This is a genomic window from Pseudomonas rustica, from assembly GCF_018336155.1.
Taxonomy (GTDB): Bacteria; Pseudomonadota; Gammaproteobacteria; order Pseudomonadales; family Pseudomonadaceae; genus Aquipseudomonas; species Aquipseudomonas rustica.
On record NZ_JAGYHF010000001.1, the window covers coordinates 665870 to 678849 of the forward strand.

At 60.2% G+C, this 12980-nt stretch carries 8 protein-coding genes; all 8 read left to right on the top strand.

Going from position 1 to position 12980, the window contains the following annotated elements; genetic code table 11:
- Positions 1-43 precede the first annotated feature (43 nt).
- The 8 genes from KFS80_RS03060 to KFS80_RS03095 all read left to right on the top strand — a co-directional run bounded on the left by KFS80_RS03060 (position 44) and on the right by KFS80_RS03095 (position 12967).
- Positions 44-640, top strand: a complete 597-nt coding sequence (locus KFS80_RS03060; protein WP_007918933.1) for a superoxide dismutase — start codon at positions 44-46, stop codon at positions 638-640.
- Between the two features lie 456 nt (positions 641-1096).
- Entirely contained in the window at positions 1097-3148 is a 2052-nt protein-coding gene (locus KFS80_RS03065; RefSeq protein WP_053123358.1) for a putative bifunctional diguanylate cyclase/phosphodiesterase, read from the top strand.
- Between the two features lie 218 nt (positions 3149-3366).
- Positions 3367-4713, top strand: coding sequence for an imelysin family protein (locus KFS80_RS03070; protein WP_053123360.1), 1347 nt, complete (start codon positions 3367-3369; stop codon positions 4711-4713).
- Between the two features lie 262 nt (positions 4714-4975).
- Entirely contained in the window at positions 4976-6403 is a 1428-nt protein-coding gene (locus KFS80_RS03075; RefSeq protein ID WP_212543933.1) for a di-heme oxidoreductase family protein, read from the top strand.
- Between the two features lie 27 nt (positions 6404-6430).
- Positions 6431-7495 (top strand): imelysin family protein, encoded by a 1065-nt coding sequence (locus KFS80_RS03080; protein ID WP_053123364.1) that lies wholly within the window; start codon positions 6431-6433, stop codon positions 7493-7495.
- 14 nt (positions 7496-7509) lie between these two features.
- A complete protein-coding gene (locus tag KFS80_RS03085) occupies positions 7510-8610 on the top strand; it encodes a DUF1513 domain-containing protein (RefSeq protein WP_212543934.1) in 1101 nt (366 codons plus the stop codon).
- A 168-nt stretch (positions 8611-8778) separates the two neighbouring features.
- Positions 8779-9927: an efflux RND transporter periplasmic adaptor subunit gene (locus tag KFS80_RS03090; protein WP_212543935.1), complete on the top strand. Its 1149-nt coding sequence runs from the start codon at positions 8779-8781 to the stop codon at positions 9925-9927.
- A 13-nt stretch (positions 9928-9940) separates the two neighbouring features.
- Entirely contained in the window at positions 9941-12967 is a 3027-nt protein-coding gene (locus tag KFS80_RS03095; protein WP_212543936.1) for a multidrug efflux RND transporter permease subunit, read from the top strand.
- Positions 12968-12980: the final 13 nt, after the last annotated feature.

A 12980-nucleotide genomic window follows, 5' to 3' on the forward strand; every position in this document is an offset into this window, starting at 1 on the left:
CGGCCTTGCGCTCACCGCAACAGACCTGATTAGGAGAATCATCATGGCTTTCGAATTGCCGCCGCTGCCTTACGCACACGATGCCCTGCAGCCGCACATTTCCAAGGAAACCCTGGAATACCACCACGACAAGCACCACAACACCTACGTCGTGAACCTGAACAACCTGGTGCCAGGCACCGAGTTCGAAGGCAAGACCCTGGAAGAAATCGTCAAGACTTCCTCGGGCGGTATCTTCAACAACGCCGCTCAGGTCTGGAACCACACTTTCTACTGGAACTGCCTGGCGCCAAACGCCGGCGGTCAACCAACCGGCGCGCTGGCTGAAGCCATCAACGCAGCCTTCGGTTCGTTCGACAAGTTCAAGGAAGAGTTCAGCAAAACCTCGATCGGCACCTTCGGTTCCGGCTGGGGCTGGCTGGTGAAAAAGGCTGACGGTTCCCTGGCTCTGGCCAGCACCATCGGCGCCGGCAACCCGCTGACCAGCGGCGACACCCCGCTGCTGACCTGCGACGTCTGGGAACACGCTTACTACATCGACTACCGCAACGTTCGTCCTAAGTACGTCGAAGCGTTCTGGAACCTGGTCAACTGGAAGTTCGTTGCTGAGCAGTTCGAAGGCAAAACCTTCACCGCTTAAGCTGCGCGCCAGTCAAAAAACCCGGCTTCGGCCGGGTTTTTTTATGCCATCGTTCCCACGCTCCTGCGTGGGAATGCAGCCCGGGACGCTCCGCGTCACTGGACGCGGAGCGTCCCTAGAGGCATTCCCACGCAGAGCGTGGGAACGATCGATCGCAGCCTTCGGCAGCTCCTACGTGAAAATGGCGTTTCTCCCACAGAAAATGCAGCCTCACGCCGCTTGCTGCCGTGGCGCAGAGGGCTAACATCAATCAAAGGAAAAATTGTCAGACAGCACTCAAGTTGAGGGCCAATACAACCGACACAGTACTAATCGGGCGAAGACGCCACAGAGCAGCATTTCGGCCAACGCCACGGGTAATTCATTCGGGGCCTGATTGTCCCTTTGACTGCCAACACGGGATTGCCAATACTCATGGCAACTTGACGCTACCCGCACGGATTAAGGAATAACCCTTTGAAGCTGGAACTCAAGAACAGCTTGTCGGTGAAGTTGCTCCGGGTCGTGCTCCTGTCGGCATTGATCGTCGGCGTGGTCTTGAGCTGCGCGCAGATCGTGTTCGATGCCTATAAAACACGTCAAGCGGTTGCCGGCGACGCCGAACGCATCCTCGACATGTTCCGCGACCCCTCGACCCAGGCGGTTTACAGCCTCGATCGGGAGATGGGCATGCAGGTGATCGAGGGCCTGTTCCAGGACGACGCCGTGCGCCAGGCCTCCATCGGTCATCCCAACGAAGCCATGCTCGCGCAGAAATCCCGCGACTTGCAGCATTCCAACAGCCGTTGGCTGACCGACCTGATCCTCGGTCAGGAACGTACCTTCACCACGCAACTGGTGGGGCGCGGGCCCTATAGCGAGTATTACGGCGACTTGAGCATCACCCTCGATACCGCCACTTATGGCGAAGGTTTTATCGTCAGCTCGGTGATCATTTTCATCTCCGGCGTATTGCGTGCACTGGCCATGGGTCTGGTGCTGTATCTGGTTTATCACTGGCTACTGACCAAACCGCTGTCGCGGATCATCGAGCACCTCACCGAGATCAACCCCGATCGCCCCAGCGAACACAAGATTCCGCAACTCAAGGGCCACGAGAAAAACGAGCTGGGCCTCTGGATCAACACCGCTAACCAGTTACTTGAATCGATCGAACGTAATACTCACCTGCGCCACGAAGCGGAAAACAGCCTGCTGCGCATGGCCCAATACGACTTCCTCACGGGTTTGCCGAACCGTCAGCAATTGCAGCAGCAACTGGACAAAATCCTGGTCGACGCCGGTAAGCTGCAACGCCGCGTTGCGGTGCTGTGTGTAGGACTGGACGATTTCAAAGGCATCAACGAACAATTCAGCTACCAGACCGGCGACCAACTGCTGCTGGCTCTGGCCGATCGCTTGCGCGCCCACAGCGGCCGCCTCGGCGCCCTCGCCCGTCTGGGTGGCGACCAGTTTGCGCTGGTGCAGGCCGACATCGAGCAGCCTTACGAAGCGGCGGAACTGGCGCAAAGCATTCTGGATGATCTGGAAGCGGCGTTCGCCCTCGACCATCAGGAAATCCGTCTGCGCGCGACCATCGGCATCACTCTGTTCCCGGAGGATGGCGACAGCACCGAGAAGCTGTTGCAGAAAGCCGAGCAGACCATGACCCTGGCCAAAACCCGCTCGCGCAACCGTTATCAGTTCTACATCGCCAGCGTCGACAGCGAGATGCGCCGTCGCCGCGAGCTGGAGAAAGATCTGCGCGATGCCTTGCTGCGCGATCAGTTCTACCTCGTCTATCAGCCGCAGATCAGCTACCGCGATCACCGCGTGGTCGGCGTCGAAGCGCTGATTCGCTGGCAGCATCCAGAACACGGTCTGGTGCCGCCGGATCTGTTTATTCCACTGGCGGAACAGAACGGCACGATCATCGCGATTGGCGAGTGGGTACTGGATCAAGCCTGCAAGCAATTGCGCGACTGGCACGATCAGGGTTTCGCCGACCTGCGCATGGCGGTGAACCTGTCCACCGTGCAATTGCACCACGCCGAGTTGCCGCGCGTGGTCAACAACCTGCTGCAGATGTACCGCTTGCCGCCGCGCAGTCTGGAACTGGAAGTCACCGAAACCGGCCTGATGGAAGACATCAGCACTGCTGCGCAACACTTGCTGAGCCTGCGCCGTTCCGGTGCGCTGATCGCCATCGACGACTTCGGTACCGGTTATTCATCGCTGAGTTATCTGAAAAGTCTGCCGCTGGACAAGATCAAGATCGACAAGAGCTTCGTCCAGGATCTGCTCGATGACGACGACGATGCGACCATCGTTCGCGCGATCATTCAATTGGGCAAAAGCCTTGGCATGCAGGTGATTGCCGAGGGCGTGGAAACCGCCGAACAGGAAAGCTACATCATTTCCGAAGGTTGCCACGAAGGTCAGGGTTACTTCTACAGCAAGCCGCTGCCGGCGCGTGAGTTGAGCGTTTATCTCAAACAGGCGCAGCGCAGTAACGCAGCTATTTTATAAAGCAAAAGATCGCAGCCTGCGGCAGCTCCTACATTTGCAATGCGTTCCCCTGTAGGCGCTGCCGCAGGCTGCGATCTTTTGATCTAAGCCAATCCCTGCGTAAATAAGAAATATTTCCAGCCACAACCCTTTACACATAATGCGAAAGATTTGCATTATGTCGCAGTTTTGCGCACCCCCGCGCCTGTCCCATAAACCACCGAAGCAGGATGTTCGCCATGATTCGTATGCCTCTGGCTACCGCCAGTCTGCTGGCCATCGCTATTTCCCTCGCCGGTTGCGGCGAAGGTAAAGACAAGGCCGCCGCACCGGCCACGCCGACTCCAGCCGCCAGCACCACCGCACCTGCGGCTGCTCCTGCCGCTGCCGGTAAAGTCGACGAAGCCGCCGCCAAGGCTGTGGTCGCGCACTACGCCGACATGGTCTTCGCCGTTTACAGCGATGCCGAATCTACCGCGAAAACCCTGCAAACCGCCGTCGACGCTTTCCTCGCCAAGCCGAACGCCGACACGCTGAAAGCCGCTCGCGAAGCCTGGATCGCTGCTCGCGTTCCTTACCTGCAGAGCGAAGTGTTCCGCTTCGGCAACACCATCATTGACGATTGGGAAGGTCAGGTTAACGCCTGGCCACTGGACGAGGGTCTGATCGACTACGTCGACAAATCCTACGAGCACGCACTGGGTAACCCGGGCGCGACCGCCAACATCATCGCCAACACTGAAATCCAGGTCGGCGAAGACAAGGTCGATGTCAAAGACATCACCCCGGAAAAACTCGCCAGCCTCAATGAGCTGGGCGGTTCCGAAGCCAACGTTGCCACCGGCTACCACGCCATCGAATTCCTGCTGTGGGGCCAGGACTTGAACGGCACCGGCCCTGGCGCTGGTAACCGTCCGGCTTCCGATTACCTCGAAGGCGCCGGCGCCACTGGCGGTCACAACGATCGTCGTCGCGCTTACCTGAAAGCCGTGACCCAACTGCTGGTCAGCGATCTGGAAGAAATGGTTGGTAACTGGAAGCCGAACGTGGCTGACAACTACCGCGCCACGCTGGAAGCCGAGCCAGGCGAAAGCGGCCTGCGCAAAATGTTGTTCGGCATGGGCAGCCTGTCGCTGGGTGAACTGGCGGGCGAGCGCATGAAGGTTTCCCTGGAAGCCAACTCGCCGGAAGACGAACACGACTGCTTCAGCGATAACACGCACAACTCGCAGTTCTACGATGCCAAGGGCATTCGTAACGTCTACCTGGGCGAATACACCCGCGTTGACGGCACCAAGATGACCGGCGCCAGCCTGTCGTCGCTGGTGGTCAAAGCCGACCCGGCTGCCGACACCGCGCTGAAAGCCGACCTGGCTGCCACCGAAGCGAAGATGCAGGTCATCGTTGATCACGCCAACAAGGGTGAGCACTACGACCAGTTGATCGCGGCCGGTAACACCGCTGGCAACCAGATCGTCCGCGACGCCATCGCCTCCTTGGTCAAGCAGACCGGTTCGATCGAAGCCGCTGCCGGCAAACTGGGCATCAGCGACCTGAACCCGGACAACGCTGATCACGAGTTCTGATCACAACGTCCGCATCAAAAAAAGGCGACCTTCGGGTCGCCTTTTTCATCCCTGATGTTCACAGTCCCATGTAGGAGCTGCCGAAGGCTGCGATCTTTTGATCTGTCTTTTTAAAAGCAAGGTCAAAAGATCGCAGCCTTCGGCAGCTCCTACAGGGGTTTTGCATTTGCGCTGTATCAAGCAAACGATAATTCCTCTTATTCAAACCCCCTCGCCCTGTTAGACTTTGCGCCTTTATTTTCGCTCGTCCGCAGGATGTCTGATGCCCTCGCTGCCTCTTCGCTTGTTCGCACTGTTCATGGCCCTGGGCCTGAGTGCCTGCGATGACGCCCCGCGTTTCACCAAGGCTGAGCCCGGTGAAGCGCGATCCGGCGGGGCGGCGACTGTGCGCAAGACTGATCAGAACGCGTTTTCCCTGCCGTCGGCCAATCTGCCGCCGTCGCGCCGGGTCGATTTCAGCGTCGGCAACAGCTTTTTCCGCAATCCGTGGGTGATCGCCCCGGCGACCACCACCGCCCGCGATGGCCTCGGCCCGCTGTTCAACACCAACGCCTGCCACAACTGCCACATCAAGGACGGTCGCGGACATCCGCCGACGCCCGGTGCGTCGAATGCCGTGTCGATGCTGGTGCGCCTGTCGATTCCTGACACGCCGGCCTACGCCAAACTCATCGAGCAGGTCGGCATCGTGCCGGAGCCGGTGTATGGCGGGCAGTTTCAGGACATGGCGATCCCCGGCGTCACCCCGGAAGGCAAGGTGCGCGTCGATTACACGCCAGTGCCGGTACGTTTCAAGGACGGCACCGAAGTCGAATTGCGCAAACCGCTGTTGCAGATCACTCAACTCGGCTACGGCCCGATGCACCCGGACACGCGTTTTTCCGCACGCGTCGCCCCACCGATGATCGGCCTCGGCCTGCTCGAAGCGATCCCCGAAGAAGCCATCCTCGCCAACGCCGCCGCACAGGCCAAAGCGAAAAACGGCATCAATGGCCGGCCAAACCAGGTCTGGGATGACGAACTGCAAAAAACCGTCATGGGCCGATTTGGCTGGAAAGCCGGGCAGCCGAATCTCAATCAACAGAATGTTCACGCGTTTTCAGGTGATATGGGCCTGACGACCAGCCTGAGACCGTTCGATGATTGCACCGACGCGCAAACCGCCTGCAAGCAGGCGCCGAGCGGCAATGGCCCGGACGGCGAACCGGAAGTCAGCGACAACATCCTGCGTCTGGTGCTGTTCTACAGCCGCAACCTCGCAGTACCCGCACGCCGTGGCGTTAACGATGCAGAGGTCATCGCCGGCAAGAACCTGTTTTTCCAGGCCGGTTGCGACTCGTGCCACACGCCGAAATACACCACCGCCGCCAACGCCGCCGAACCTGAACTGGCCAATCAAATTATTCGCCCGTACAGCGATCTGCTGCTGCATGACATGGGCGACGGTCTGGCCGACAACCGTACGGAATTCCAGGCCTCCGGCCGCGACTGGCGCACGCCGCCGTTGTGGGGGATTGGCCTGACGCAAGCGGTCAGCGGTCACACACAGTTTTTGCATGACGGTCGCGCGCGCAATCTGCTCGAAGCGGTGCTCTGGCACGGCGGCGAAGCGACGGCGGCGCAGCAACAGGTTTTATCTTTCAATGCCGAGCAGCGCGCTGCGCTGCTGGCGTTTCTGAACTCACTTTAAACACTGAAAAAGAATCGGGAGCCCGACATGTTCCGTCCCAAGCTACTGTTCACCAGCCTTGCCGCGCTCGCCCTCGGCGCCTGCTCGCCGCAGGATCCGCAAGCGGTCACCTCGGCGGCCATCGCCAAATCGGTGATCCTGCCGACTTACACTCGCTGGGTCGAAGCCGACAAGCAACTGGCGGTCAGCGCCCTCGCCTACTGCCAGGGCAAAGAAACCCTGGAGACCGCTCGCGCCGACTTCCTGCACGCGCAGAAAGCCTGGGCCGAGTTGCAACCGCTGCTGATCGGGCCGCTGGCTGAAGGCAACCGCGCCTGGCAAGTCCAGTTCTGGCCGGACAAGAAGAATCTGGTCGGTCGTCAGGTCGAGCAACTGGTCGTCGCTCAGCCACAAATCGATGCTGCCGCTTTGGCCAAATCAAGTGTGGTTGTTCAGGGTCTGTCGGCTTACGAATACATCCTGTTCGACGCCAAGCCTGATGTGGCCAACGACGAGCAGAAAGCCAAATATTGCCCACTGCTGATCGCCATCGGCGAGCGTCAGAAGCAACTGGCCGAAGAGATTTTGCAGAGCTGGAACAACACCGACGGCATGCTCGCGCAGATGTCCAAGTTCCCCAACCAGCGCTACGCCGACTCCCACGAAGCGATCGCCGATCTGCTGCGCGTACAAGTCACCGCGCTGGATACCCTGAAGAAAAAACTCGGCACGCCAATGGGCCGCCAGAGCAAAGGCGTGCCACAGCCGTTCCAGGCCGATGCATGGCGCAGCCAGTCTTCGTTGACCGCGCTGGAAGCCAGCCTCACCGCCGCGAAAACCGTGTGGGAAGGCGTCGACAACAAAGGCCTGCGTGGTCTGTTGCCTGCTGAGCAAAAGCCATTGGCGGACAAGATCGACGCTGCTTACGCTGCCTCGCTGAAACTGTTCGACAGCACTCAGCGCTCGCTCGGCGAAATGCTTGAAGACGACGCCGGTCGTCAGCAACTCAACGACATCTACGACAGCCTCAACGTCGTCCATCGCCTGCACGAAGGCGAACTGGCCAAGGCGCTGGGCATCCAACTGGGCTTTAACGCCAACGACGGTGACTGATGAGGGCAAGTGCCATGCTGCGACGCCAGGCTCTGACTTTAGCTAGTACGCTGCTGGGAGCAGTGACACTGGGCGGCTGGACGCTGTTCAAACGCAAGGATCAGAGCCCGCTGCTGCTGTCGGCGCGCGATGACACCGACGGCAAGCACTACGCCGTCGGCTATCGGCTGGACGGCACGCGGGTGTTCGCCACTGAAGTCGGCCAGCGTTGCCACGACATCATTAATCATCCGACGCAGCCGATTGCGCTGTTCGTCGCGCGGCGTCCGGGTACCGAGAGTTACCTGATCGACCTGCGCGACGGCACGTTGCTGCAGACAGTGACCTCGCAGCCGAACCGGCACTTCTACGGCCACGCCGTGGTGCACAAAGACGGCGAGTACCTGTACGCCACCGAAAACGACACGACCGATCCTGGCCGTGGTTTGCTCGGTGTGTACAAGTTCGAAGGCGAGCGGCTGGTGCACAGCGGCGAGATTTCCACCCACGGCCTCGGCCCGCATCAGGTGTCATGGATGCCCGATGGCGAGACGCTGGTGGTGGCCAACGGCGGGATTCGTACCGAGGCGGAAAGCCGCGTCGACATGAACCTCAGCGCCATGGAGCCGAGCCTGGTGCTGATGCAGCGCGACGGTACGCTGCTGAGCAAGGAAACCCTCGCCCAGCAGATGAACAGCGTGCGCCATTTGGGTATCGCCAGCGACGGCACCATCGTTGCCGGTCAGCAATTCATGGGCGCGTCGCATGAGCGCTCGGAGCTGCTGGCGATCAAGCGTCCGGGGCAGCCATTTGTGGCGTTCCCGGTGCCTGAGCATCAGTTGCAGTCGATGGGGCATTACACCGCCAGCGTTGCCGTGCACAGTGATTTGCGTCTGGTCGCACTGACGGCACCGCGTGGCAATCGTTTCTTTATCTGGGATCTGGACAGCGGCGAAGTGCGCCTCGATGCGCCGTTGCCGGATTGCGCGGGTGTCGGTGCGGTGCAGGATGGATTCGTTGTGACCTCCGGTCAGGGCCGCTGCCGCTACTACGATTGCCGTCAGGATGAACTGCTGGCCAAGCCGCTGGAACTGCCGGCGGGGCTCTGGGACAACCATTTGCACCTGATGGCCTGAACCCACCGCAAAAGATCGCAGCCTTCGGCAGCTCCTACCTTGGAATGCATTCCCCTGTAGGAGCTGCCGAAGGCTGCGATCTTTTGCTGTGTCGGCAGTTGGATTCCCTGCCGCTCTCGGAGTAATGTTCGGGCCTGTCTCACCTGATTTATCCAAGGAAATGGAAATATGCTGCGTCGCCGCATGCTGATCATGTTGGGTGTTGTCTTGTTGATCGTCCTGGTCTTGGGCGGCTACAAAGCCTTTTCGATCTACACAATGATCCAGGGCTTCTCCAAACCGAAACCGCCGATCAGCGTTGCCGTGGCCACCGCCGCCGAGCGCCCGTGGCAGATGCGCTTGCCCACCGTCGGCACGCTCAAGGCACTGCAAGGCGTCGAGCTGAGCCTGGAAGTCGCCGGCACCGTCACTGAACTCAAATTCGAATCCGGGCAAAAGGTCAAAGCCGGGCAACCGTTGCTGCAACTCGACAGCGCCGTCGAAACCGCCCTGCTGGAAACCGCCAAGGCTGATCTGGGCCTCGCGCAACTGGACTTCGGCCGTGGCGCGCAACTGGTCGACAGCCGCGCCATCTCCAAAGGCGAGTACGACCGCCTCTCCGCCGTGCTGCAAAAGAACAAAGCCACGGTTAATCAGCTCAACGCCTCGCTGGCGAAAAAACGCATCCTCGCGCCGTTCAGCGGCACCATCGGCATCCGTCAGGTCGACATCGGCGACTACCTCGCCAGCGGCACCAAGATCGCCACGTTGCAGGACTTGAGCAGCCTCTACGCCGACTTCTACCTGCCCGAACAATCGGTGCCGAAACTGGCCATCGGCCAACCGGTACAAATCTCGGTCTCGGCATATCCGGGGCAAAACTTCGCCGGCAAGATCAGCGCGATCAACCCGATTGTTGAAAGCACCACGCGCAACATTCTGATCCGCGCCACCCTGGCCAACCCGGACGGCAAATTATTGCCGGGCATGTTCACCAGCCTTGAAGTGTTGCTACCCGATCCGCAAAAACACATCGTCGTGCCGGAAAGCGCGATCACCTACACCCTCTACGGCAACTCGATCTATGTGGTCGGGCAGAAGAAAGCCGAGGACGGCACCGTCGAAAAGGATGACAAGGGCCAACCAGTACTGATCGCCGAGCGGCGTTTCATCGAAACCGGTGAGCGCCGTGATGGCCTGGTGATGATCAACAAGGGCGTGCAGAGCGGCGAAGAAGTAGTGACGGCTGGCCAGATCAAACTGGACAACGGTGCACGCATCGCCATCAGCGACGACAAGACCCTCGGCGAGCAGAACAGTCCGCCTCGCGCCGACTGATCAAGGAATCCCCATGGCTTTTACCGATCCGTTCATCCGCCGCCCGGTGCTCGCCACCGTGGTCAGCCTGTTGATTGTGTTGCTGGGCTTTCAGGCCTGGAGCAAGTTGCCGCTGCGCCAATACCCGCAAATGGAAAACGCCCTGATCACGGTGACCACCGCCTACCCCGGAGCCAACGCCGAAACCATTCAGGGCTACATCACCCAGCCGATGCAACAGAGCCTGGCCAGCGCCGAGGGCATCGATTACATGACCTCGGTCAGTCGGCAGAACTTCTCGGTGATCTCGATCTACGCGCGTATCGGCTCGAACACCGACCGCTTGTTCACCGAGTTGCTGGCCAAGGCCAACGAGGTGAAAAACAAGCTGCCGCAAGACGCCGAAGACCCGGTGCTGAGCAAGGAATCTGCCGACGCTTCGGCGCTGATGTACATCAGCTTCTTCAGCAAGGACTTGAGCAACCCGCAGATCACCGACTACCTGTCGCGGGTGATCCAGCCGAAACTGGCGACGCTGCCGGGCATGGCCGAAGCGGAGATTCTCGGCAATCAGGTGTTCGCCATGCGCCTGTGGCTCGACCCGGTGAAGCTCGCCGGGTTCGGCCTCAGCGCCGCCGACGTGACCAACGCCGTGCGCCAGTACAACTTCCTCTCCGCCGCCGGCGAAGTGAAAGGCGAGTACGTCGTCACCAGCATCAACGCCAACACCGAACTGAAATCCGCCGAAGCGTTCGCCGCCATTCCGCTCAAGGTCAGTGGCGACAGCCGCGTGCTGCTCAGCGATGTCGCGCGGGTGGAAATGGGCGCGGAAAACTACGACTCGATCAGCTCGTTCGGCGGCACGCCGTCGGTGTATATCGGCATCAAAGCCACGCCGGGGGCCAACCCGCTGGACGTGATCAAGGAAGTGCGCAAGCTGATGCCGGAACTGGAAGCGCAGCTGCCGCCGAACCTGAAAAGCGAGATCGCCTACGACGCCACGCTGTTCATTCAGGCCTCCATCGACGAGGTGGTGAAAACCCTGTTCGAAGCGGTGTTGATCGTCATTGTGGTGGTGTTCCTGTTCCTTGGCGCATTGCGCTCGGTAGTGATCCCGGTGGTGACCATTCCGCTGTCGATGATCGGCGTGATGTTCTTTATGCAGATGATGGGTTACTCGATCAATCTGCTGACGCTGTTGGCGATGGTGTTGGCGATTGGCTTGGTGGTCGACGATGCGATTGTCGTGGTGGAGAACATCCACCGGCACATCGAGGAAGGCAAAACGCCGTTTGACGCGGCCCTCGAAGGCGCCCGGGAGATCGCCATGCCGGTGGTGTCGATGACCATCACCCTGGCGGCGGTGTATGCGCCGATCGGTTTTCTCACCGGCCTCACTGGCGCGCTGTTCAAGGAGTTCGCGCTGACGCTGGCCGGGGCGGTGGTGATTTCGGGGGTCGTCGCCCTGACCCTGTCGCCGATGATGTGCGCCTATCTGCTGCGCCACGAACAAAACCCCAGCGGCCTCGCCCATCGTCTCGACCGCATCTTCGACGGCCTCAAGCGCCGCTACCAGCGCACGCTGCACGGCACGCTGAACACGCGGCCGGTGGTGCTGGTGTTTGCGGTGATCGTGCTGTGCCTGATTCCGGTGTTCCTCAAGTTCACCAAATCGGAACTGGCGCCGGACGAAGACCAAGGCATCATTTTCATGATGGCCAACGCGCCGCAACCGACCAACCTCGATTACCTGAGCACTTACACCGACGAATTCATCAAGATCTTCAAGGAATTTCCGGAGTACTACTCTTCGTTCCAGATCAACGGCTACAACGGCGTGCAGGCGGGCATCGGCGGTTTCCTGCTGAAGCCGTGGAACGAGCGCAGCCGCACGCAGATGGAAATTCTTCCCGAAGTGCAGGGCAAACTCGAAGGCATTCCGGGCCTGCAGATTTTCGGCTTCAACCTGCCCTCCTTGCCCGGCACTGGCGAAGGCTTGCCGTTTGAATTCGTGATCAATACGGCCAACGATTACGAGTTACTGCTGCAGGTGGCTGACCGGATCAAGAAACGCGCGATGGAGTCGGGCAAGTTCGCCTTCGTCGACCTTGATCTGGCGTTCGACAAACCGGAAGTGGTGGTCGACATCGACCGCGCCAAAGCCGCGCAGATGGGCGTGTCGATGCTCGATTTGGGCAGCACGCTGGCGACGCTGCTGGGCGAGGCGGAAATCAATCGCTTCACCATTGAGGGGCGCAGCTACAAGGTCATCGCTCAGGTGGAACGGCCGTATCGCGATAACCCGGACTGGCTGAACAACTATTACGTGAAGAACACTCAGGGCGAGCTGCTGCCGCTGTCGACGCTGATCAAAGTCACCGACCGCGCGCGACCGCGACAACTCAACCAGTTCCAGCAACTCAACGCAGCGAAGATTTCCGGTTTCCCGCTGGTCAGCATGGGCGAAGCCATCGACACGGTGCTGCAGATCGCCCGCGAAGAAGCGCCGGCCGGGTTTGCCTTTGACTATGGCGGCGCTTCGCGGCAGTTCGTGCAGGAAGGCAGCGCGTTGTGGGTGACGTTTGCCTTGGCACTGGCGATCATTTTTCTGGTGCTCGCGGCGCAGTTCGAGAGCTTCCGTGATCCGCTGGTGATTCTGGTGACGGTGCCATTGTCGATCTGCGGGGCGCTGATTCCGCTGTTTCTTGGCTGGTCGAGCATGAACATCTACACCCAGGTCGGGCTGGTGACGTTGATCGGTTTGATCAGTAAACACGGGATCTTGATCGTCGAATTCGCCAACCAGTTACGCAAGGACAAAGGCCTGACCGCGCGCGAGGCGGTGGAGGAAGCGGCGGCGATTCGATTGCGCCCGGTGCTGATGACCACGGCGGCGATGGTGTTTGGCATGGTGCCGTTGATCCTGGCGACCGGTGCGGGCGCGGTCAGCCGATTTGATATCGGCATGGTGATCGCGACGGGGATGTCGATCGGCACGCTGTTCACCCTGTTTGTATTGCCGTGCATCTACACCCTGCTGGCGAAACCCGATCCCAAGTAACCCCGATATCCCC

Excerpts from the sequence above, each read along its gene's own strand:
- KFS80_RS03075 (WP_212543933.1), top strand. The coding sequence starts at position 4,976 with ATGCCCTCGCTGCCTCTTCGCTTGTTCGCACTGTTCATGGCCCTGGGC.
- KFS80_RS03080 (WP_053123364.1), top strand. The coding sequence starts at position 6,431 with ATGTTCCGTCCCAAGCTACTGTTCACCAGCCTTGCCGCGCTCGCCCTC.
- KFS80_RS03090 (WP_212543935.1), top strand. The coding sequence starts at position 8,779 with ATGCTGCGTCGCCGCATGCTGATCATGTTGGGTGTTGTCTTGTTGATC.
- KFS80_RS03070 (WP_053123360.1), top strand. The coding sequence starts at position 3,367 with ATGATTCGTATGCCTCTGGCTACCGCCAGTCTGCTGGCCATCGCTATT.
- KFS80_RS03095 (WP_212543936.1), top strand. The coding sequence starts at position 9,941 with ATGGCTTTTACCGATCCGTTCATCCGCCGCCCGGTGCTCGCCACCGTG.
- KFS80_RS03060 (WP_007918933.1), top strand. The coding sequence starts at position 44 with ATGGCTTTCGAATTGCCGCCGCTGCCTTACGCACACGATGCCCTGCAG.
- KFS80_RS03085 (WP_212543934.1), top strand. The coding sequence starts at position 7,510 with ATGCTGCGACGCCAGGCTCTGACTTTAGCTAGTACGCTGCTGGGAGCA.